Origin of the sequence: Microcoleus sp. B5-D4 (assembly GCF_036705145.1) — a bacterium.
GTDB lineage: Bacteria > Cyanobacteriota > Cyanobacteriia > Cyanobacteriales > Microcoleaceae > Microcoleus.
The window spans coordinates 1-22,153 of record NZ_JAUBTV010000039.1; the positions used below are offsets into that span (position 1 = coordinate 1).

The 22,153-nt window shown below is 45.1% G+C and carries 22 protein-coding genes; 9 read left to right on the top strand and 13 right to left on the bottom strand.

The features are described from left to right. Positions 1 to 150: 150 nt before the first annotated feature. Both QUB10_RS18390 and QUB10_RS18395 read right to left on the bottom strand, forming a co-directional pair. Entirely contained in the window at positions 151 to 420 is a 270-nt protein-coding gene (locus QUB10_RS18390) for a hypothetical protein (protein WP_333204340.1), read from the bottom strand. 222 nt (positions 421 to 642) lie between these two features. Then, positions 643 to 2,553 carry a serine/threonine-protein kinase gene (locus QUB10_RS18395; RefSeq protein WP_333204342.1) on the bottom strand — a complete coding sequence of 637 codons (1,911 nt, stop codon included), beginning with the start codon at positions 2,551 to 2,553 and terminating at the stop codon, positions 643 to 645. 309 nt (positions 2,554 to 2,862) lie between these two features. On the opposite strand from QUB10_RS18395, the gene QUB10_RS18400 reads away from it, so the two are divergent. The 3 genes from QUB10_RS18400 (at position 2,863) to QUB10_RS18410 (ending at position 5,241) form a co-directional block, all read left to right on the top strand. Then, positions 2,863 to 4,416 (top strand): phenylacetate--CoA ligase family protein, encoded by a 1,554-nt coding sequence (locus QUB10_RS18400; RefSeq protein ID WP_333204344.1) that lies wholly within the window; start codon positions 2,863 to 2,865, stop codon positions 4,414 to 4,416. An 85-nt stretch (positions 4,417 to 4,501) separates the two neighbouring features. Then, entirely contained in the window at positions 4,502 to 4,918 is a 417-nt protein-coding gene (locus QUB10_RS18405) for an element excision factor XisH family protein (protein WP_333204346.1), read from the top strand. After that, entirely contained in the window at positions 4,906 to 5,241 is a 336-nt protein-coding gene (locus QUB10_RS18410; RefSeq protein ID WP_333204348.1) for a XisI protein, read from the top strand. The genes QUB10_RS18405 and QUB10_RS18410 overlap by 13 nt, the downstream gene beginning before the upstream one ends. Positions 5,242 to 5,370: 129 nt before the next feature. Here QUB10_RS18410 and QUB10_RS18415 read toward each other — a convergent pair whose 3' ends face one another. From QUB10_RS18415 to QUB10_RS18435, 5 genes are all read right to left on the bottom strand, one after another. After that, a complete protein-coding gene (locus QUB10_RS18415; protein WP_333151892.1) occupies positions 5,371 to 6,465 on the bottom strand; it encodes a Rho termination factor (modular protein) in 1,095 nt (364 codons plus the stop codon). 267 nt (positions 6,466 to 6,732) lie between these two features. Further along, the gene (locus QUB10_RS18420; protein WP_333204350.1) at positions 6,733 to 7,662 is read right to left on the bottom strand and encodes a ParB N-terminal domain-containing protein; all 930 of its coding nucleotides are present in this window, start codon (positions 7,660 to 7,662) and stop codon (positions 6,733 to 6,735) included. Then, a complete protein-coding gene (locus QUB10_RS18425) occupies positions 7,662 to 9,164 on the bottom strand; it encodes an AAA family ATPase (RefSeq protein ID WP_333204352.1) in 1,503 nt (500 codons plus the stop codon). Before QUB10_RS18425 ends, QUB10_RS18420 begins: the two co-directional genes overlap by 1 nt. Before the next feature lie 182 nt (positions 9,165 to 9,346). Continuing rightward, entirely contained in the window at positions 9,347 to 10,399 is a 1,053-nt protein-coding gene (locus QUB10_RS18430) for a fatty acid desaturase (protein WP_333204354.1), read from the bottom strand. A gap of 257 nt (positions 10,400 to 10,656) precedes the next feature. Then, complete coding sequence (locus QUB10_RS18435; RefSeq protein WP_333204356.1) at positions 10,657 to 10,938, bottom strand: hypothetical protein; 282 nt, start codon at positions 10,936 to 10,938, stop codon at positions 10,657 to 10,659. A gap of 120 nt (positions 10,939 to 11,058) precedes the next feature. On the opposite strand from QUB10_RS18435, the gene thrC reads away from it, so the two are divergent. Continuing rightward, the gene (thrC, locus tag QUB10_RS18440; protein ID WP_333204358.1) at positions 11,059 to 12,183 is read left to right on the top strand and encodes a threonine synthase; all 1,125 of its coding nucleotides are present in this window, start codon (positions 11,059 to 11,061) and stop codon (positions 12,181 to 12,183) included. A 348-nt stretch (positions 12,184 to 12,531) separates the two neighbouring features. On the opposite strand, the gene QUB10_RS18445 is transcribed toward thrC, so the two are convergent. Beyond that, positions 12,532 to 12,720, bottom strand: coding sequence for a hypothetical protein (locus tag QUB10_RS18445; protein ID WP_333204360.1), 189 nt, complete (start codon positions 12,718 to 12,720; stop codon positions 12,532 to 12,534). Positions 12,721 to 12,763: 43 nt separating this feature from the next. On the opposite strand from QUB10_RS18445, the gene purU reads away from it, so the two are divergent. Then, positions 12,764 to 13,618 carry a formyltetrahydrofolate deformylase gene (gene purU, locus QUB10_RS18450; protein ID WP_333204362.1) on the top strand — a complete coding sequence of 285 codons (855 nt, stop codon included), beginning with the start codon at positions 12,764 to 12,766 and terminating at the stop codon, positions 13,616 to 13,618. An 84-nt stretch (positions 13,619 to 13,702) separates the two neighbouring features. Here the strand turns inward: purU and QUB10_RS18455 are convergent, their stop codons facing one another. Further along, positions 13,703 to 14,335, bottom strand: a complete 633-nt coding sequence (locus tag QUB10_RS18455; RefSeq protein WP_333204364.1) for a hypothetical protein — start codon at positions 14,333 to 14,335, stop codon at positions 13,703 to 13,705. Positions 14,336 to 14,584: 249 nt separating this feature from the next. Here QUB10_RS18455 and QUB10_RS18460 point away from each other — a divergent pair, with 249 nt between their 5' ends. Together QUB10_RS18460 and QUB10_RS18465 are read left to right on the top strand one after the other, a co-directional pair. Next, positions 14,585 to 15,610 (top strand): YihY/virulence factor BrkB family protein, encoded by a 1,026-nt coding sequence (locus QUB10_RS18460; protein ID WP_333204366.1) that lies wholly within the window; start codon positions 14,585 to 14,587, stop codon positions 15,608 to 15,610. 238 nt (positions 15,611 to 15,848) lie between these two features. After that, positions 15,849 to 16,511, top strand: coding sequence for a hypothetical protein (locus QUB10_RS18465; RefSeq protein ID WP_333204368.1), 663 nt, complete (start codon positions 15,849 to 15,851; stop codon positions 16,509 to 16,511). A 269-nt stretch (positions 16,512 to 16,780) separates the two neighbouring features. Here QUB10_RS18465 and QUB10_RS18470 read toward each other — a convergent pair whose 3' ends face one another. From QUB10_RS18470 to QUB10_RS18480, 3 genes are all read right to left on the bottom strand, one after another. Next, positions 16,781 to 17,437, bottom strand: a complete 657-nt coding sequence (locus QUB10_RS18470) for an MAE_28990/MAE_18760 family HEPN-like nuclease (RefSeq protein ID WP_333204370.1) — start codon at positions 17,435 to 17,437, stop codon at positions 16,781 to 16,783. 72 nt (positions 17,438 to 17,509) lie between these two features. After that, the gene (locus tag QUB10_RS18475; protein WP_333204372.1) at positions 17,510 to 18,043 is read right to left on the bottom strand and encodes a DUF262 domain-containing protein; all 534 of its coding nucleotides are present in this window, start codon (positions 18,041 to 18,043) and stop codon (positions 17,510 to 17,512) included. A gap of 203 nt (positions 18,044 to 18,246) precedes the next feature. Then, positions 18,247 to 18,480: a hypothetical protein gene (locus QUB10_RS18480; RefSeq protein WP_333052782.1), complete on the bottom strand. Its 234-nt coding sequence runs from the start codon at positions 18,478 to 18,480 to the stop codon at positions 18,247 to 18,249. 204 nt (positions 18,481 to 18,684) lie between these two features. Here QUB10_RS18480 and QUB10_RS18485 point away from each other — a divergent pair, with 204 nt between their 5' ends. Further along, positions 18,685 to 18,864 (top strand): ribbon-helix-helix domain-containing protein, encoded by a 180-nt coding sequence (locus QUB10_RS18485; RefSeq protein WP_332960054.1) that lies wholly within the window; start codon positions 18,685 to 18,687, stop codon positions 18,862 to 18,864. Between the two features lie 69 nt (positions 18,865 to 18,933). Further along, positions 18,934 to 19,110, top strand: coding sequence for a ribbon-helix-helix domain-containing protein (locus tag QUB10_RS18490; protein ID WP_333052781.1), 177 nt, complete (start codon positions 18,934 to 18,936; stop codon positions 19,108 to 19,110). Between the two features lie 97 nt (positions 19,111 to 19,207). Here the strand turns inward: QUB10_RS18490 and clpB are convergent, their stop codons facing one another. After that, the gene (gene clpB, locus QUB10_RS18495) at positions 19,208 to 21,823 is read right to left on the bottom strand and encodes an ATP-dependent chaperone ClpB (protein ID WP_333204374.1); all 2,616 of its coding nucleotides are present in this window, start codon (positions 21,821 to 21,823) and stop codon (positions 19,208 to 19,210) included. Positions 21,824 to 22,153 lie beyond the last annotated feature (330 nt).

Consider the following 22,153-nt stretch of genomic DNA (forward strand, 5'->3'; position numbering starts at 1 on the left):
AAATAACTTACAATTTTAATTGTTATTGTGGGATGGGCGTCCCGCCCGTCTTTTTTGGACGGGCGGGACGCCCATCCCACTTTCAAGAGTGGAAGTTATTTAATTCTCATTCCTATGGTTCTCTAACCGGAAATCCTATTATCCACGGCCTTAATTCACAGGCTTAGTGGAATTCACGCAAAATTTTTCATCTACAATTGCAGAATTGATACTGACAGCGTGCATGGATGATGACGGAATTATCAGGTCTTGCGGAACTACCACGGTCTTTTTACAAACAAGCTCGCTACTGCCTACAGAGGCAAAGTTCCAAGCATAAAATTCGGGAGTGCTGACTGTCGCATTGGCCGGATGTAAACCTAGTGCAGTCACCAATACTAATCCTAAAGTTACTAAAGCTACGATCGCGAATCTCAGCATATTCTTTGTTTGAACAGGAAAACTTACCTGATCGGTATTACCTTATTATTGCCTGGGTGGATAGAGAGCGTCAATCGATTTTAGATTTTAGATTTTAGATTTTAGATTTTAGAGGCGACCCCACGGATAAATTCGGGGGTTCCTTTATCGGATACAGGTGTTTTATTTCTGGACGGATGAATCCGGGAGCTTGTATCCTGGATGCTTGATTGTCAATAGCAGTTATTCCGCCGTCAGGTTCAACTCGTAAGCGATCGGCTCAGATGCTTGAGAAACTACCACAAATTCATAAAAACCAGTATCATCCAGCAATCCTGACCAACTCAGCCCTTCTGCATCTTCCAGCAAAGCTCGCGCGCCCTTTGTCCGCCCTGGAGTATAAATTGACAGTAGAGTAGATTTGCGCGGTGCTTGCAAATTCACGCGCAAAGTTTGATTTTGAGCGAACCTGGCAATGTAAGCTTTCCCTTCTCCGGGTTTGAGATTCCCTGTGAGGCTTTTGCTCTTCGATAGGCGGTCAAATTCAACGCTTTCAACAGTTGCTCCAGCTTGTAAGGCTTCGAGTTCGTCGGCGGTAATTGCTTGCCAAATTTGTCCGATCGGCAAACCAATGATATTGCGATCGCGCGGCTGTTGTGGAAACCAATAAAAGAACCTAGCATCAGCCAAATCGTAGAGAGCCCGACTGCTCAAATTCAGCTTGTTAACCTCAGTTTTCCAGCGATCGATATCAGTGGTGTCGTAAGTGCCCAACCGCGCTCTAGCGTCGCTGCTGAGGTTTTCCAGCTTGTCGAGCAACTCGTCGCCGATTTTCTGCCACCTTTCGCGCCACTGGCGATCTTCATCGCCTTCTTTTAACAATCGTCCGCCCAATTCCGGGTATTTGGCATAGAAAGTCTCGTCCACAAGGTTGACGTAACCGCTATAGAATCGATCGTCAATTTTGAGCTTTACAAAGCGATCTTGCAAAGCATCTTCTTGCTCCCGCTTCGGGCTTGAAGGCTGGGGAACTTTCTGCACTTTTGATTGCAGATTTAACAAAGAATTGCCCGCAAACCAGCCAACTCCCCCCATACTTGAGAGCACCGCCACCACGAACAAAACCATTTTCCAAGCAGGCATCTTTTGCTGATTGCCAATAGCAGCAACTCGCACCGGAGTTCCCGGCAGTTTTGGCGTGGGGGCGGGCACGGGTATAGGCGAGAGATCCGGCGGCTGCGTGGGCGCAAAATACCCTGGCTGCGGGGCTGGTGGCAAAGGCTGTAAAGGCGGATTGCCGGAGAGAGCGAGCATTACCTCGCGAGCCGAGGAGTAACGCTGGCTCGGCTGTTGAGCAAGCATTTTATCCAGCACTAGGGACAAATTCGGAGACAGAGAACATTCCGCCCGCCAATTCCAATTCAGCGTCTGGCTGTCGAGCAACTGATGGGGTTCCTTCCCCGTCAGCAACACTAAAACCGTGGCCGCCAGAGCGTACAAATCGCTGTGGGGAGAGACGATGCCCATCTGCATCTGTTCGACGGGAGCATAGCCGAGCTTGCCGATGCGAGTCGCGGGGGCGAGAGTGCCGTTAGCCTCAGCGAAAAGAGATTCTACGGTGGCGGCGACTTGTTTTACTCCGCCGAAGTCGATGAGCACTGGCATCCCGTCAGAACTCCGCAGAATCAGGTTGTCCGGGGAGATGTCGCGGTGAATCACTCCCAAAGAGTGAATGTATTCGAGTACGGGCAAAATCTGCAGCAGCAATTGATTGATTTCTGCTTCTATAAACCGCAAACCTTGACGCTTGCGGGCGTCGAGCAGAAAGCGGTAACTTTGGCCCGGCACGTAGTCTTGGACGAGAAATAGGTAGCCTCGATCGCTGATACTGACGCGGAAGAGTTCGCGAAAGCGGGGGATTTGATTGTGTTGCAGCTTGTAGAGCACTCCCGCTTCCCGCTCGAACAGTTCCTCGGATTTTTGTAAAGCGTAACTTCCGTGTACTTGGGGCGCAAATTCTTTTAAAACGCAGGGTTCGTTAAATCGGTGGGCATCTTCAGCGAGGTAGGTGCGCCCGAAGCCTCCGTGTCCCAATTCGCGGACGATGCGGTAGTGATTGTTGAGAGTTATGCCGGGGTAGATGGGATTGTTCATGGGAACTTGCTGCGTCGGATTTTCACGCTTGACTGAGACTGGGAGTTTTGGGCGATCGCTGATTTAATCTTGCCATAGTGTGTCAGTGTTTATTAGTCGATCGCCCGCTTGGCTATCCCCTGTGGCTATTGTTAAAAAAGCAGTTTCGTGCTATAGAAGTTTATCGACTGCGCCATATTTTCGATTCGATCGACCTCAAAGTGTGTTCAAATTTTTAGTGTCCAGCCCAATGTGCGATCGGGTCGCGCCGCGCTACTAATTGAATCTTGAGCGATCTCGGTGCAAAATACGCATTTTAAGGAGCAAATAATGCAGCCAGAACAGCGTCAGCGAGCAATTGGGGCGTTTGAAGAGTTTTTGAGAGCGCCCCTTGAGGAACGATTGCAACACCAGCAGAGTCGAGGTGCCGAATCCGGGGCGATTCCCTACGGGATAGCTGCGCTTCATGCGCTTTTTCAAAAAGTCGCGACCACAGTACCAGCTTACCAGAATTTCCTAGCTGAACATAACATCAATCCCGCCTCAATTCAAACCTTTGAAGACTTCCAAAAATTGCCGCTAATTACCAAAGAGAATTATTTACGCTGTCACCCGCTACCTCAGTTGTGCTACCACGGCAAATTAGAAACTTGCGATTTCATTGCTGTTTCATCTGGTTCGACAGGAAAACCGACATTTTGGCCGCGTTTTATCAGCGACGAGTTGCAAATTGCCGCTCGTTTTGAACAAATATTTCACGACAGTTTTTACGCCGACAAGCGCTCAACTTTAGCTGTCATTTGCTTTGCGTTGGGGACTTGGGTAGGTGGAATGTATACGGCAAATTGCTGCCGCTATCTAGCGAGTAAGGGCTATCCAGTTACAGTTGTGACACCGGGGAATAATAAGACTGAAATATTGCGAGTTGTGCAGGAACTTGGGGAGCATTTTGAGCAAGTAGTTTTGTTGGGATATCCGCCATTTATCAAGGATGTGATTGATAGCGGAATTGCTGGGGGTGTGGAGTTGCAAAAATATCGAATTAAGATGGTGTTTGCGGGGGAAGTGTTTAGCGAAGAATGGCGGAGTTTGGTGAGCGATCGCACTAATTCTGACAATCTCTATTACAACTCTGCGAGCCTTTACGGTACTGCCGATGCGGGGGTTTTGGGCAACGAGACACCGCTGAGCATTTGCATCCGTCGCTTTTTAGCAAACAATCCCGAAGCAGCACGCAATTTATTCGGGGAATCGCGGTTGCCAACACTGGTGCAGTACGATCCGAAAAGCCGCTTTTTTGAAGTGAATAATGACGGCACGCTGTTATTTTCTGGCGACAACGGCATCCCGCTAATACGCTATCACATCTCGGATAATGGCGGTTTAATTTCTTACGAAGCAATGCTCAATTTTTTGGCTGAATGGGGATTTAACCCTGTGGCACGTTTGCAGCAAGCAGCAGGTATGAAAGTTTCTGATTTCCCCAGAGGAATTCGCTGCTTGCCCTTTGTCTATGTATTCGGGCGATCGCACTTTACCGTTTCCTACTTCGGTGCTAACATTTACCCGGAAAATGTCACCGTAGGTTTAGAAGTTCCCACCATTCGGGAATGGGTGACGGGAAAATTTGTGCTGCAAGTCAAGGAAAATGCTGATCAAAATCGATTTTTATCGGTGGTTGTGGAATTAGCAGCGGGGGTGGAGGGCGATGAGGAGATGCAGCAGGCGATCGCATCTTCAATTCTCGCGCAATTGCGGCGGCTAAACAGCGAATTTGCTAATTATGTGCCGCCGGAATATCAGTTACCTGTGGTGACATTAACGGAGACGGGTGATGCGGAGTATTTTCCGATTGGGGTGAAGCACCGATACACGCGACAGTAAGTAGTTTGAATTGATGAGCTATCACTTTTCAAAAGTCTTGTTTTATTCTATAATTAGGGTGACATTTGATGGTTCAGCTTAGAATATGCCAGCCCAAGACATCTACCACAATAATGTCAGAACAGCCCTAGAAAAAGATGGGTGGACGATAACCAAAGATCCCCTACCCTTAAAAATTGGCAAACGTACTCTCAGCGTCGATTTGGGTGCAGAAAAACTATTTGCTGCCGAAAAGCAAGGTCGCAAAATTGCTGTAAAATTAAAAAGTTTCGTGAGTGTTTCACCCGTTCATGACTTAGAAGAAGCTGTTGGACAGTATATTGTCTACGAAGATATCCTAGAGCTTTCGGAACCTGAACGGATAATATATCTGGCAATTCGTGCAGAAGTTTATGCAGAAATCTTTTCTGAACCTATCGGGCAGATTTTGTTAGAGAACAAGAGATTTAAACTAATAGTTTTTGATTCATTAAAGGAGACAATTGTCAGATGGATACACTAGATGAATATCGCCAAATTGTTCGCAATGTTTTAGATAGTTATGCCCAGATTTCTTACGGACACGGAGAAATTAAAAGCAGCGTTATTGTTGACAGCGAACAAAACAATTTTTTACTAATGCACGATGGCTGGCAAGGGCCTAAAAGAATTCACGATTGTATCGTTCATGTGGAAATTATTGACGGCAAAATCTGGATTCAACAAGATGGTATAGAAACGGGAATTACCGCAGAACTTGTAGAATTAGGAGTGCCTAAAGACAAGATAGTTTTAGGGTTTCATCCGTATCATGTTCGGCAACATACGGGATATGCGATCGCCTAAACCAGCTTACAATACAGGAAACAGGTTTTCATATCTCTGCCGACTATTCTGAAAGCCCGATCGCACTTTTTGCCCAAAAATGCGATCGAACACCGAATAATTAGTCTTTAACTATTAGCAATTATCGTTTTATTGACCGTCAGTTTGTCTGAGAGCCGCCAGAATTTCCGGTCGTTTCATGCGCGCGTAGCCCCGCACTTTCTTGTCTTTGCCGATCGCCTTCAACCGTCTCAGCGAAAGACTTTCGTAGTCTTCCTCTGGGGACGGGGACGGAAACGGCAACTCTAACTGCAACTGCGGTAGCTGAGGTTTCTGCTGAGCTTTCGACTGCTTCTTAGGCTGCGTTTTTGACTGCGTTTTCGGTTGTGCCTCGGGCTGTATTTCTGAGTGCGTCGCTGCGGCTCCCAGTTGGCGGCGGAGCGTTTCAATTTGATTTTTCAGGTCTTTCTCTACGTTTTCAATAGCCTCGGAAACAAACTGATTAATTGTTTGAACTGTGCGTTCTAATTTTATTGACAGCAGTTTTTCCAGTTCATCCAACTGTCTCAAAGCACCTTCAAGATTTACCTCAGAAATAACAGCCGATGTTGGCGGACGGTTGCTGCTCGATTGTTCAATTTTTTTAGCCATTTTATCTACCTTTTCATGAAATGCTTTTTCCACTTGTTCGAGCAAATGCTTAATCTGTTCTATTTGGTTACGCTCAAAGTTTTGCTCAGTTAGAGCTTTTACTTGCTTTTTTAGTATGTCTTCATTTTTTTTAACAGATTGTTCTATTTGTTTTGTTAGACTATCTACCTTTTTTTGAAATGATAGCTCAAATTGTTGCAGTAGAGTCTCAATTTGTGCAGTTTTATGAGTCGGCTGCGGAGCTAAATGTTCCATTTCTGCTTGAGCAACAGCTACCTCCTCGTCGGTCATTTCAAATACCCACGCCCACATTTGCTCGATGCCAAGTTCTTTAGCAACAATACACCAATCTGAGCCGCAGACAACTTCATATTCTTCTTCGTTGCTGTAAGCTTCTGTAGGGCGTACAATTAAAGGAATTAAGTTGCTGCCTTGCTCGATCAGACTTCTTCTGAGAGCTTCGCGGCGTTCCCGATGAATTTCGCCCCGCTGAGGCTCTGGTACTGCAATTTGGGAAGTGTAAATCTGACTGTGACTAATGGGCTTAATCCGCAAATATTCAACTATTCGGTTTTGATCGGACGATCGATCCATCTTGTTACAAGTCCCCTTTTCTCATTAAAATCTGGTGTGTAGGTATTTATGTATATCTACGCGGCTTCCCGTGGGGTGACATCCCTGACGATGGCGTCGGGCCCTCGCCCGTGCTACGGCAAAAGTTACTGCAATTCCTAAAAAAAGCGACTGTGATGAGTTTAACTGGCTGTGGGACACCAATGATCCACTGCTTTACTCATCTTTACTTATTTTGGAGTAGAGACTCACTGAGTCAAAGTTGCGAGTAGCCGCAGGAGTTGCGAGTTATGAGTATTTTTGCCACTTGTCAATTATTTTAATCATTGTTTTGTCGGTTAACCCTTTAACACGTTCCACCACATTTGCAAATGAGACAAACGGCCGCACATCTCGCTCTTTGAGTATTATTTGGATTACTGGAAGCTTCAAGCCAGCATCTTTCAAATTAGCCGACAGTTGATTTTTCTCTAAAGTATTGAGTGCTTCCAACAGCGACATTGATTCGGAAGCTACGTTTTCAACTTCTGGTATCCTCTCTACCACCACTTGTTTTTCGGGTGGCGACTCTGATTTCAACTCATTAATTCTGTTTGCTAACCCAGCTTCAACTAACAGAGGTACTTGTTGTAAGATTCGGTTTTCAAGTTCTTGTATACTCTGCGCTAAAACTTGTTGTTCACGGGCGTACTCGGCTTTTAATTCATTGATTTGACTTGCAAACAGGGCTTCAATATTTGTTAGTCGCTGTTCTAAACTAGATGAATCTTCGGGAGTTTCATTTTCACCGAAATTAGGGACTTCTACCAAAGAAACCGCGTTAGTTATTGAATCTGCGGGCTGGGACGAAGTATTTTCGTGAAAAAACCCGGTTTCTTGGTTCTCAACTAAATTCTCAGTTTTGGCTGATTTCCTCAGCGCTTGAACTTGTTCCAAAAGCAATTCTTCATTTTCGGGTTCAAGAATAAATGCTCCGATTGTCTCGCCTTTTTGAGGGTGAATTTCCCTGGCTTTCGCAGCAGCGTAGTATTCAAAGTCTCCGTCTACTATCTCGTAGGCATCCATACCGTTGCGGCGGACAATTATGGGGTTGATCAATCCTCCTAATTCTAAAATCAGTTGCGCCAGTTTCTCCAAATCCGGATCTGCAAAATTGGAACGGGGCACTGCGGATGTAATTTTTTTAACTGCAACCAGTGACGGAGATAATTTTTTCATTAGTTTTTACCTATTTTTTCTAAAACTTCGATTGCTAGCATTTCAAATTCTTGAGATGCGATGCAATCCGGCTTAAAGTCCAGCACTGAAATCGGATCTGCGATTTCCATATTTCCCACGATTTGAAATTGTTCTGCACACTTTGCTAAATCGTCTCTCTCGTAAATTACGCTGTCCATGATTTCAAAGCCGTAGCGTTTGGGAATTGCCTCCCTCCGCTTGGGCAAACTGTACTGTACAAATTTAGCATTAGTTGAGATTTTGCAAGCAAGTACGCCTAAAACTTCTAGAGGTTTCTTGCCAATTTGTTTTTTGAATCCGTTGACTTTTTTAATAAAATCCTTGACATTAATCAGTCCTTGATTGGCAAAAGGTTTTAAGTCAGAAGGAATAATTAAATAATCCGCCGCAATTAGGGCCACTCTAGCATAAAAATTCAAAGATGGCGGCGTATCAATCAGTACAATATCATATTTTTCCTGTACTTCTGCTAGTTTCTGAATTAAAATCATTCGGCTGTAATCTAGTTGATTGAGTTCCGTTTCATATTGCATTAAATCAATGTGGGAAGGAATCACATCAATTTCGGGATGGCAAAAATTAGACTTGCGAGCTACTTGTGCAATCGAGAAAAAGTCTTCTGATTGCAAAACTTGAAGAATATTACTATCTTTCAAATCGTCTTGTTCTTCATCTTCAAATTTTACTAAACCTGTCGCAAAGGTTGTATTAGCCTGACTGTCTAAGTCAATCACCAAGACTCTCTTACCTTTCTTGCTCAGCGCTGCGGCTAAATTGACTACTGTTGTAGTTTTGCCAACGCCGCCTTTATTGTGGTAAACTGCAATGATTTTCATCGTATTTTGGCTTTTTTGGGGAACGGTTACATCTGATTTAACTTGAGGCTTAACTGGATAATTTTCAGGTATTTGTTCCGGTTCAGAGATTTGACTTGGCTCAGGTTCTGCGGTGGCGGGATTGTTGGGCTGTACTGGGACTTCGCTAATTAACTCAGGAGTAACCAAATTAATTTTACTATCTTCCAGTTCTAGATTATCAGGAGTTTTTATAGGTTTTAAAGTATTTCTGCCAATTAAAGCGATAATTTCATCAATTCTATTTTCAACGTCTTGTCCAGCACACTTAAAGACTAGCTGAATATCATCGGCGACTCTTTCGTAAATTCTAATTTCTTTACCGTTAGTTATGAGTCCGTAGCGGATGCTCAAACTTGTTAAATAGCGATTGAGTTTTCGCCGGTGGCGGTCTAAATTTTCCTTCGGATGTTTAGCCTCCATGACTACACTCATCGGTGAGTCTGTCTCGACAACTATGGGTATAACTTGGGTGGCAAATGAGAGGAAGTCTAGACGAATATTCCCAAATGCGATTTCTTGGTGCCAAGTGTCGGGCGTATAGCCTAACTTTGGTAGCAGATAGCTGACAATGAGTTTGCTTTCTACTTCGCTTTCGTTGCGACAGTTATTGGGATTGAAAGTCATTCGATTTTAGATTTTAGATTTTAGATTTTAGATTGGGAATGACTGATTTAATAATGGTACAGATTGTGATACTGACAGTAGGGTACGCATTCCTCACCTTACAAAGGCTACGGATTGTAATATCGAAAAACCCGGTTGTGTTTGACAAACCGGGTTTTTCTGGGATTTATCGCGTTGAAAGTTTACTTTGTTTTAGCGTTAAATTCCTGCAATGTTTGATAGCCGCCAGCGGGATTGTACAAGTGACAGTTATCGGCAATCCGCTTCATTAAAGACCAAGAAAATTCTGTTTCGTAGAGATGATCTTGCCAATTTTCCTTTAAGCTGCTGTGGGCGAGGCGCAAATTGTACCAGGGAATAGCAGTTGAAAGGTGGTGGGGAACGTGTACGTTAATGTCGTGGCACAGAAACTCTACCCAACGGGGATAATCGCAGTGAACTGTTCCCGATAGTTGCGCTTGGGCTTCGTTCCATTCTTCGGGTTCTTTAAAGGAAATATCTGGTGCTGTGTGGTGGACGATCGTAAAAGTGCTCATCCAGAAATGGTAAACCAGCCAGGGCATCAACCAAAATTTGACAAATCCCCAAATGCCTGTGGTTGCAATTAAAATCGGGAATCCGATCGCAGCACCGATTAAAACGACAAAAACTGAAAACCGCACTTGTTCTTGTTGCTGTTTACCTTTGAAGCGCCACCACTTAAAGTGTACTTTTGCCCAGTGGGCGATCGAGCCGATCCACCACATCCGACCGAATATTAAACTATAAGCTATTTGTAAAGGCTTGGACGCGCCAGTGTAGTCTGCTGCTGTCATCGGGTGCCAAGCATTATCCTCACCAAGTTTATTGGTGTGCTTGTGGTGATAATTGTGGCCGTGCCGCCATGCGTGAAACGGAAAAATTAACGGCAGAAATGCGAGATGTCCGACTAAATCGTTAACCCAGCGGCGGTTAGCAAATGACCGGTGCCCGCAGTCGTGGCCGATCACAAAAAAACCGGTTAATCCGGTGCCTGTGAAAATCCACATTAGGGGCAGTAGATACCAAGGCGATACTGCTAAGCCCCAGTAACCGACAGCAACTAGCAAAACGTTGACGATTACTTTTGTCCAAGCTTTGCGGGGGTTTTTGACGAATACTTCCCGCGGCAGGGTTTTGAGAATATCTTTGAGGCGCAGGTTGGAGGTGTCACTTGCGGATGTCAAATTTAGTGGTTTTTCGATCGATGCTGTCATAAACTGATTTCGATTCTCCGTATGCCATGAGCATGGCTTAACAAAATTAGCGCATAAAAAAGCGCAGTAAAAGGTCAGCTCGTTGCCAGCAAGCAGCAGACGAGTTGAGCTGTAGGCAAGCGCGTTTTAGCAAATGCTAGCGATCGCTATCCGCAGTTAGGAATTTCTAGCACTTTTGGCAAAAAACACTGCGGGTAGCAAAACATTCGTTTTTATAACACAGGGGCCGGACAATTAGCATTAGGCGCTATTGTCTGCTAATTGCTCTTGCTGCCAGAAATCGGGTCGAGAGCCCGCAAGCCAGCGATCGAGCGTTGCTGTTTGAGGCTTTGCACTTCCAGCAGCAAGGATTCGATTTCTGCTTGCAAGTGCAGGAACTTAACTTGCTGATCGGCTTGGTACGGGCACTTTACCAAATCTACTTTGCGGGCAAAACTGGTCGATAGGGTAGAAGAACTAGCCATTTCGGGGTTGCTCGCGGTGACTTGAGGCCGGGAAAGAGTGGATGAATTATTTGACATTAGTAATTGAGTAGACATATCTACACATTCACACCATTAAGTTACTTTAACCTGAACCGATCGTATTAAACATCAAATTAACCGATCGAGCTAAAATTAGTGTAAATTCCTTGGCCATTGCCTAAAACCATTGACATCGTGACCCTGATTCTACCTGCTACTGACTCTGCTGCTAACTCCGCTGCCCGCGCCGCCGAGCCGAAACGCTACGGCTGGCCCGGCTTGATCGAAGCTTATCGCCCCTACCTGCCGGTGACGGAAACCACGCCGGTAGTCACTCTCCAAGAGGGCAATACTCCCCTGATTCCAGCACCTGCGATCGCCTCTCTCATCGGTAGAGACGTGCGCGTCCTCGTGAAATACGACGGCCTCAACCCCACTGGTAGTTTCAAAGACCGGGGGATGACAATGGCGATTTCCAAAGCCAAGGAAGCTGGTGCCGAAGCTGTAATTTGCGCCAGTACCGGCAATACTTCGGCCTCGGCCGCCGCCTACGCCCGACGCGGGGGGATGCGAGCTTTCGTGTTGATTCCCGAAGGTTACGTGGCTTTGGGCAAGCTGGCGCAAGCTTTGCTTTACGGTGCGGAAGTCATTTCGATTGGGGGAAATTTCGATCGGGCTTTAGAAATTGTCCGCGAAATGGCTGTTAACTACCCCGTGACCTTGGTAAATTCGGTGAATCCTTACCGATTGGAAGGTCAGAAAACCGGAGCTTTTGAAGTCGTTGACGCCTTGGGCGACGCCCCCGACTGGCTGTGCATTCCCGTCGGAAATGCGGGAAATATCACAGCATACTGGATGGGCTTTTGTCAATACCACCAAGCCAAAAAATGTTCGCGCTTGCCGCAGATGATGGGATTTCAAGCAGCCGGGGCTGCACCGTTGGTAACGGGCTCACCGGTATCGCACCCAGAAACCCTGGCGACGGCGATTCGGATCGGCAACCCCGCTAGCTGGAAACAGGCGATCGCAGCTTCCGAAGCCAGCCGCGGCAGTTTTGCCGCAGTCACCGACGCCGAAATTCTCGACGCTTACCGTTTGTTAGCATCCCAGGAAGGGATTTTCTGCGAACCGGCGAGTGCAGCTTCTGTGGCCGGCTTGCTGAAGGTAAAAGACCAAGTTCCGACTGGGGCGACGGTGGTTTGCGTGTTGACTGGTAACGGTTTGAAAGACCCGGATACCGCAATTAATCACAGCAACAATCAATTTAAAAGTGGCATTGCTCCGACTTTGGATGCAGTAGCTGGGGCGATGGGATTTTAAGAAGTTAGTTGGCAGTTGTCAGTTGTCAGTTGTGTTCTTTGTGTCCTCTGTGGTTCATTTAAACTAAGATATTGCACCGGCGGTCAACAACCTGTAGGGGCGGGTTCACCAACAATATCTAACAACTACCAACAATCTGAATAAACCCGCCCCCACCCAACAGTAAATCGCAATCTACCTCTTTTAAGATACAAGAGGCTGCTTCCCCAATAGCTTTCAAGGATACCAAAAGACTAAAAAAACAGCCCCCACCCGCGCGAAAGTCCTCGATTGATATTGTTGTAAGATATCAGTTTAAATTCACATCTTGCACCAATATAAGAAACAGGCAAGATGCCTGTTCCACTCTTAGTTAAAATCTTTTGTGGGGAGTAGGGGTTGGGCCGAAGAGCCCGCCCGTAAGCCCATCGAAACAGGCTTTTCGGCCTGTTCCACAAAATATAAATTTTCTTGTGGAACAGGCCGGAAAGCCTGTTCATAAAAGGCTAATTGAGAATGGTGCAACATCTCAGTATCAATAAACTCCTGTGAACTCACTTTTTTCTCAATAAACTCAGCGAGACAATTTTGTCATTATATTATGACTAGCCCTACTGCAACCCTGTTAATTGCCTGTCCCGATCGCAAAGGACTCGTCGCCTTACTTGCCAATTTTATCGCGTCCCATAACGGCAATATAATCCACGCGGATCACCATACAGATTTTACCGCCGGATTATTTCTGAGCAGGCTAGAATGGCAATTAGATGATTTTGACTTAACCACCGAACAAATAACACCGGCTTTTAGTGAAATAGCCAAGGACTTACAAGCCAATTGGCAATTGCATTTCTCTCATAAAATTCGACGGATCGCAATCTGGGTAAGCCGTCAAGATCATTGTTTATTAGACTTGATTTGGCGACAGCGAGCGCAAGAAATCAGATGTGAAATTCCCCTGATTATCAGCAACCATGAAAATTTAAAGCCTCTTGCCGCACAATACGGTATCGACTTTGAGTATATTCCCATTACTAAAGACAATAAAGCTATTCAAGAAGCACAACAGTTAGAAATTCTTAAGAAATATAAGATTGATTTAGTAGTTTTGGCTAAATATATGCAAATTTTAAGTCAAGACTTTATCATAAAATTTCCCAATGTGATTAATATTCACCATTCATTTTTACCCGCGTTTGTGGGTGCAAATCCCTACGAAAGGGCTTATGAAAGAGGGGTAAAAATTATCGGTGCAACAGCCCACTATGTTACACCCGATTTAGATGCTGGCCCGATTATTGAACAAGATGTTGTGCGCGTCAGTCACCGCGATGAAGTCTCTGATTTGATTCGCAAAGGTAAAGATTTAGAAAGAGTTGTTTTAGCAAGGGCGGTGCGATATCATTTACAAAATCGTGTTTTAGTTTATGGCAATCGGACTGTGGTTTTTGCTTGAAAATTAAACCTCACCCCCATCCCCCAGATCCGCTGATTTAGGGGTATCGGATAATTTATAGCATGATTTTTTCTAATCGTTTGACTAATTGCTAAAAGGCGGTAAATCGAGTAACTGATTTTTAGAAGGTGGAAGTTGGGCGGGATTTTTGCCTGGGGCGGAAGTTTGACGTATTTCCAGAGCAGTTTCGCCAGGATTTGCAGTGCGAGTAGGTACTATCTCTAAAGAATATACTGTCTCGGTTTTTGCAGGGGCAGGATTTTGGGCTTTCGTGAGCAAGTCAACGGCATCTCCGAGGGCGCTAGTTAAATTTTTGCTAGTTTCGGCGTGACGGGCTTCTTCTTGTTTGAGGGCTTGAGTGAGTTGTTTAACTTGTTCGATCGCCCGATCGCGCTCTTCGAGAACTTCTGCTAACTTAGCTTTAAGTTCGCCTACTGTTTGCAGTTGTTCGACTTCCTGCTGGCGAGCAACTCCAGCATCGTCGCCTTCGGGCGCAATGGGGGAAAAATTTTGTAATTGCTGTATTTGTGCTTCCAGAGAAGCGATGCTTTGCTGAGTTAATTTAGCATCATTCCGCCGCTGCTCGGCTTCGGTATTGTACAGTTGGCGCCACTGAGCCGCACTTTCACCAGCCTCATCGCGATCGCGCGAAACTTCTGTTAACTGCTGTTGCAGCCGCTTGATTTCATCTAACCACTGTCTGACATCCTGAGCCATAATATTGATTTTAGATTTTAGATTTTAGATTTTAGATTGGGGAATTGGGAATTGGCAATTGAGAATTAGCAATTGCGAGTTGATAATGGCTTATATCGTTTCCGGTTGCATCGGAATGATTTAACCGCAGAGGGCGCAGAGAACGCAGAGGGAGAGAATACAGAGAGGAATAATTCCGATGCAACCGGATTTGATATTAATTAATTAACGACTTGTGTACCTCATCTTTCGCCCCATTGCCTGTGCGCTATGAACATTTTTTACTGGTTGCGCTACCTGATTTTAGCTTTGTTTAAGGCGCTTTTAAGGCTGCTGAGAGCTCTTAAACGGAAATTTGGGGGTTTTTGGCTGTTTTGTCGGTGTTTGACTTGGGGCACCCTCAAGGAAGTCGGCGCGAAGGCGGGAGAGCAGCGCTTGCCGGGGCTATCTGCAGAAATGGCCTACAATTCTATGCTGGCGCTATTTCCGGGGCTGTTGGCTATCTTATCTGCGATCGCTCTGTTTGAACCTTTGCAGTCAACACTTTATCAAATCGCCCGTCTTTTGGGCGAAGTTATACCCGATGACGTGCGGAAGTTGATTGGTGGCTTAATCAAAGAAATTCTGTTAACTCGCAGTAAAGGGCTGTTTTCGGTGAGCTTTCTTGGGGCGATTTGGGCATTTTCTGGAGTAATGAGCGCGGCGATGGCTGCACTCGATCGTATCCATGACATCCCCAGCGATCGAACTCGACCATTTTGGAAAGCAAAACTTATTTCTCTGGCGCTGAGTATCGGTACAATTGTGCTGTTAATTCTAGCATCGGGAGTAGTCTTTGTCAGCGACTTAATCGTACAAGCTATTGCCCGCCAGAGTTGCCTGCTGGAGTCCGTCGCCAATTGCCATTTAAAAGATGTTCAAAATTGCTTGCTCCTCGCCGGCAATTGCCCTTTGGAGTCGCAACTGTTAGGTGTTTGGCGGCTGTGGCGGTGGCCGATTTCTTTGGGAATTATATCACTAGCCTTTGCTTTTGTTTACCGCTACGGGCCTAGCCGCCGTCAACCAGATATTCCTATTTTTTCGGGAGCTGTTTTTGCTGCTATTTTGTGGGCGCTTTTTTCAGCTTTATTTCGGTTTTATGTTTTGCACTTGGGCAATTACACTTGGACTTACGGCACGATCGGAACTTTTATTGTGTTGCTGCTGTGGCTCGATCTTTCTTCTTTGGTGATGCTGATCGGCGCTCAGTTAAATGTAACAGTGGGAAAGGCTATCAAACAATCAAAATTAAAATAATTTGTTAACTTTTAATTGTTAATTCTTATTTGTTATTTGCCGGATGCTGGCTTACCGACGGAGTAAAGTGCTGAGGATACCCGCAACAAAAGACAACAAAATCAGTATCCAGATAACACCACCGGGAATGAATGTCAATATCCCAACACCTCTGAGAATCCAAACTAGGAGGGTGAGGCCCAGGATAGTCAAAAAGATACGGGTAGATAGTCGCATTTGAAATCTAGGAGAATTAGTCATGTTGAATCTTAAAGTTTTGTCTGGATCAATGATAGCTGTTTTATTGGCGATCGGCAGTTACCTCACCTTAATTTCCGAGCCCGGTTCCGCTGTTGCGCTTGGGGGTGCAAATAAGCTGGGGGAAACGGCAAAAACTGCTCAAAAAACACCTGCTGCAAGTTTAACAATTTCCGATCGCACAATTGGAGCGGCGAAGGTGGGGATGACTTTCGGACAATTGAAAAAGACTCTGGGTTCCACGGCGCAGTTTAAAGTAGAGTCTCCTTTTATGGTAGACTTTGATTCTGTAACAGTTAGTCGATCGGGAAAAGTGCAATATCGCATTATCTACGCTGCGGGTACAAAGCTAAAAGATACCGATGTCATTGAACTTTTGATGACTGACAATGCTAATTATAAAACAGTTCAGGGCGTCGGGCCGGGAATGACTCTGAAACAAGCTGAGGCAATTTACGGCAAGGCTACTTTATCTTATAACGTGGATAATGAAATGAGAGAAGGGGTTGTATTTGCCAAGCAACCCACTAGAAACATTATGTTTGTTCCCAAGGCTGAAGGCAAACAATTTGGGGGGGTTTACGGGGCTGGTAAAGGGGGATTTTATCAGACTAATAAGTATCACCCGAATGCTGTAATTAAGTCTGTGATGGTGCGGAAGTAGCCTTCGCATCATCCCCAGAAACCGGGTTTCTTCCGAGATATCTCGCCATCCAACCTAAATCATCCGAGAAACCCGGTTTCTTAGCCTAAAATTAAGGATTACCTGTAGTTACGTCCAAATACTCTTGATTGTCAAGATAATCTCTGATATTTTCCAGTATTTGCGTCAAATACTCTACGACTTCTTCCTTCATATCAAATCCGGTAGCATCGGAATTATTCCTCTCTGTATTCTCTCCCTCTGCGTTCTCTGCGCCCTCTGCGGTTAAATCATTCCGATACAACCGGAAACGATATCATTTCTAATAGTTGCTTAATTGTCTTATCTCGTCCAACTTCCTCAAAAGACTTAATCCCATGCGCCAAATCATTCCGGTTGCTTTTAACAACTACAAGATTTTGCCCGTTCTTTGTCTTAGTAAAGTCGGTTTGATATGAAAAACCATATTTTTCTGCTATTTCTTTAATCAACCTAGCATCCACATTTCCTGAAAACAGTTCCTCGCGCTCAAATGTAGCTGTGATGATATCTGTAGAGATTTGATTGATTGTTAAATGAATTTTCTGAGGAGAACGGTTTTTTAGATTTTGGAGGACAATCACTTTGATTTTGGGTTTTAGTCGGTCAAAGGAGATTCCTTTATTTTTGAACTCCTGGAATATGGCTTCAATCGCATTTCGCATAGTGGATTCAACTAAGTTATACAGTAACAAAAAAGCATTAGCTTTGAGAGTTTTTGCTAACTCTGGATCGAGGCTTTGAATTTGGTATTTGCCACGAGTATCGAATAAAGCTAACTTCGTTGTCTGTTTTTCCAAGCTTTCCAAAAAAATGAAGTAATCGTTCACCTCTTTGGCGCGTGTATTAAAGTCTAAAAATACAGTATTCATGAGTGTGACATGGCAGTTAATTGCGGAAATATTCAATACGCGCCACTACATTTATTAAACTGGTTGCCTCAGATTTTGTACAGTAGGTAAAATGAATTTACATTGCCCTTAAAAGGATTGTATCCGTTCAAATAAATCTCTTCGGACTTCCTCATTCGCAGCTTCAGTTAATTGGATAGTCCGAACTGTCTTTCGGTTGAAGTTCCTCTGGCGAGCCATGAGTAAATCACTAAACTTAAATCCATTTAAATGCTCTATTTTTTTGAGTCCAATTAAGGTTAATTCGTTGTTAACAAATCTAGTTAGGGTAAGAATGCGTTGTGCACCGTATACGATCTCTAAACGTGGTTCATCATTTTCATCATGGCCGATATCAACAACGAATATAGAAGGTATTGGCAGCCCCCAAATTACCGATTCGATAAACTTTGATTGCCTTGCTTCATCCCAAACAAGTTCGCGTTGGTAGTCGGGAATAAACAACTTATTAGTATCATCGTTAATTCCTTCCATATATTTTTGAACAAGTATTTCGAGGGGATAGTCTCTCGTATCGTAATTAATTTGCTTCTGCTTGTCGCGAATTTCCATTTCAGCAGCATTTCTGTCTTGAAGCGTAATTTGTTCTAGTTGCGATCGCATATTTTTAAGTAACGAGAAAGTGGTGTGGATACGATCATTTTACCACAGCCCAAGGTTGATAAAGTCCTGTTCGGAAAATTTTAGTCTTGAGGCCACCCCAGTATAAATTCTGATTTGGCTAAGATGGTACGGCCGATCGCACTTATCAAAAAAAGTGCGATCGCAAATGTTTAGTTAACTGAAACCGCCGCGAAAATTACCATTTATAACGCGCTGGTGACGGAATTGGAAGGGCGGCCCAAGGCCGATAAACGGTGACTGTCCCCACTGGAATCGAACACAACCTCGAACTTAACGTGGGGTATAGTTTGACGCAGAAACTGAAAATGCCCGTCTGCATCTGAACGACTGCGGAAGCGGGCAACAATTATCCATTGCTCAGAGGGTAACAAACGGGCGATCGCCCAACAACACAAGCGTTCTTTGTATGTCATCATAGAATTTGTCTCCATTGAATGTTGGAGCCAGAGCCAGCCCGGAACCTTGGACAGTAAGGGGCTGGCTTTTGACTGTTTACAGGTGGTATTATAACACACAATGACGTACAATAATTTAAAACAACTTAAAATGAAATATTTTTATCGGTCTTAACTCAAAACAGCGTAAGATGGACTGTATTGAGATTTTTTGTAGTGCAACGAATGGCTTCACGGGGAAGAGTTACCGCATACCTACCAGAGGAAATTCAAAAAGCTCTGGAAGAATGGGCAGAAGAAGAAAGCAGATCCGTTAGCAGTTTGACAACTTACCTGCTGACGAAATCTGTTAGAGAGCGCCAAGAGCAGAAAAAGGACCAATCCCGGAGCGATCGCCCGAGTTGAAGACGGCGCCATACTGAAAGGGTTTGCAGTGTAAAATTTAAGACAATTGAAGTAAAACCGTGCCCACCTATGCCTTCACGAATGCGAGTTACAGTTACACTGCCAGAAGACGTTCATCAAGCCTTGTCCGAATGGGCCGAAGAAGAAGATAGAACCCTCGCAAACCTTCTCTCCCATGTCGCAGCTAAAGCAGTCAGAGATCGCCAAGAGCTCAAAAAAGATAAATCAGAAAACGATCGCCCTTAAGAACGATCGCCCGCAATCCCATCCGCGTCCATCAGCAGTAAAAAAAAGAACCATCGCCTCAAAAAAATAAGGTGGGCCACAGCCCACCCTACTCCAATTATTTCGCAGTCACCAACTGTGCCGGCAGCCGCTTAAACGCCAACCTTTCATTCTCGATATCCACAAAAATGGTATCGCCGTCAGCAAAATCTCCCCGCAAAATACCCTTCGCCATTTGGGTTTCCAACTCGCGCTGAATTCCCCGCTTCAAAGGCCGCGCACCGTAAACCGGATCGTAACCAATTTCTGCTAAGAAGTCGATCGCAGATTCCGACAATTTCAGAGACATTTTGCGATCGGCTAACCGTTTTTCCAAGCGCTTAACTTGCAACAGCACAATCTGCCGCAGTTCCGTCTTACTCAAACCGTGGAAGATAATCATCTCATCAATCCGGTTCAAGAATTCCGGGCGGAAAGTTCCCCGCATCGCTTCCATCACCCGACTCCGCATTTGTTCGTTATCTCCCGCCACATCTAAGATGTATTGAGAGCCGACATTCGATGTCATAATAATCACAGAATTCTTAAAGTCTACTGTGTGACCTTGAGCATCGGTAACGCGGCCGTCATCCAGAATTTGCAGCATGATGTTGAATACATCCGGGTGCGCTTTCTCGATTTCATCGAATAGAATCACTGAGTAAGGACGGCGGCGCACAGCCTCAGTTAACTGTCCACCTTCATCGTAGCCCACGTATCCCGGAGGCGCACCAATTAACCGCGAAACCGCGTGTTTCTCCATGTATTCCGACATATCAATTCGCACGATCGCTTCTTCCGTGTCGAACAGATAAGACGCTAATGCTTTCGCCAACTCGGTTTTGCCAACACCCGTGGGGCCGAGGAAGATAAAACTCGCAACCGGACGATTGGGATCGGCTAAACCTGCGCGCGATCGCTGAATTGCATCTGCAACCGCAGTCACCGCTTCATCCTGTCCAATTACCCGCTTGTGCAGTTCATCTTCCAAGTGCAGAAGTTTCTGCATTTCCGATTCAACTAACTTGCTGATCGGAATTCCCGTCCACTTGGAAATAATCTCGGCAATGTCAGCTTCAGTGACTTCTTCCCGCAGCAAAGTTTTACCTGTGGTTTGAGTTGCGGACAGTTGAGCTTCTGCTTCTTGCAATTGTTTTTGCAATTCAGTTAACTTGCTATATTTCAACTCAGCAGCGCGGTTGAGGTCATATTTTAATTCAGCTTGCTGAATTTCAATATTCACCTTATCAATCTGTTCTTTAATCTTTTGAATGTTTCCGATGACACCTTTTTCCGATTGCCACTGGGCATTCAAAGCGCTTTGCTGTTCCTTGAGGTTTGCTAAGTCTTTTTCCAGTCTTTCCAAGCGCTCGATCGAAGCAGCGTTACTTTCTTTTTGCAGCGACAGTCTTTCCATTTCTAGCTGCAAAATCCTGCGATCGATTTCGTCTAGTTCTTCGGGCTTGGAGGTAATCTCCATTTTGAGTTTAGCGGCTGCTTCGTCAACTAAGTCAATGGCTTTGTCTGGAAGGAAGCGATCGCTAATATATCGAGTAGACAAAGTAGCCGCCGCCACTAGGGCGCTGTCAGAAATTTTCACGCCGTGGTGAACTTCGTAGCGTTCTTTCAAGCCCCGCAAAATCGAGACAGTATCTTCAACTGTTGGTTGGTCAACATAAACTTGTTGAAAACGGCGTTCTAGTGCCGCATCTTTTTCGAGGTACTTGCGGTATTCGTCGAGAGTTGTAGCACCGATACAGCGCAATTCTCCCCTCGCTAACATCGGTTTGAGTAAGTTACCGGCATCCATCGATCCTTGAGTCGCACCCGCACCGACAACGGTGTGAATTTCATCGATAAATAAGATGACTTTGCCGTTGCTGTCCATCACTTCTTTGAGCACCGCTTTCAAGCGTTCTTCAAATTCTCCCCGGAATTTTGCCCCGGCAATTAACGCGCCCATATCTAGGCTAATTAATTGTCTGTCTTTGAGAGATTGCGGCACATCTCCGGTGATAATTCGCTGGGCGAGTCCTTCGGCGATCGCAGTTTTGCCGACTCCCGGTTCCCCAATCAATACGGGATTATTTTTGGTGCGACGGCTCAAAATTTGAATCGTGCGGCGGATTTCGTCATCCCGTCCGATTACCGGATCGAGTTTGCCTTGACGCGCGGCTTCTGTCAAATCTCGGCCGTATTTTTCCAGCGCTTCGTATTTGCCTTCTGGATTTTGATCGGTCACTTTGTTCTTCCCCCGGACTTGGGTAATGATATCTTTGAGCTTGCCTTCATCTAGTTTAAATTCTTGTAGTAGATTTCTGCCGAAGCGATCGTCCTTAACGTAACCTAGTATCAAATGCTCGATCGAAATAAATTCATCGCCGTACTCTTTGCGATAAGTTTCGGCGCGATCGAGCAAAGTGTCGAGAGAACGACCTAGATAAACGTTGCCGCCGCTTCCAGTGATTTTGGGCTGGCGACTGATAAACTCATCAGTGCGATCGCGCAATTTTGCTACAGAAACTCCCGCTTTGTTAAACAAGCTGCTAGCGAGTCCCGATTCTTGTTCCAGCAAAGCTTTCATAAGATGTTCGCTTTCTAGCTGCTGCTGCTGACCTGCTTTGACGATTTCGGGGGTGCGGGCGAGGGCTTCCCAGGCTTTTTCTGTAAATTGGTTTGGATTATTTGGTTGCATAAATTTTAATTCCCTGCATTAAAAATGATGACTGCTGTAGAGGCAATTGCTTAATTCCCCGTACAATAGTCATTGTAGGCAGTTGCGGAGAGGGGGCGGATCGGTGTTCCCCTATCTTGAGATAGGTATTTCCGTCCTGTGTAGCAGTCCCTCGCAAGGAAAAGCAAACTTTCGCGCCTAAAAGTTGGACTCTTGGATAAGACTGAGATGTTGCACCATTGTCAATAAGCTTTTTATGAACAGGCTTTTCGGCCTGTTCCACAAGAATAAAATTCACTTTTTGTGGAACAGGCCGAAAAGCCTGTTCTTGAGAATAGTGCAAGATGTGAG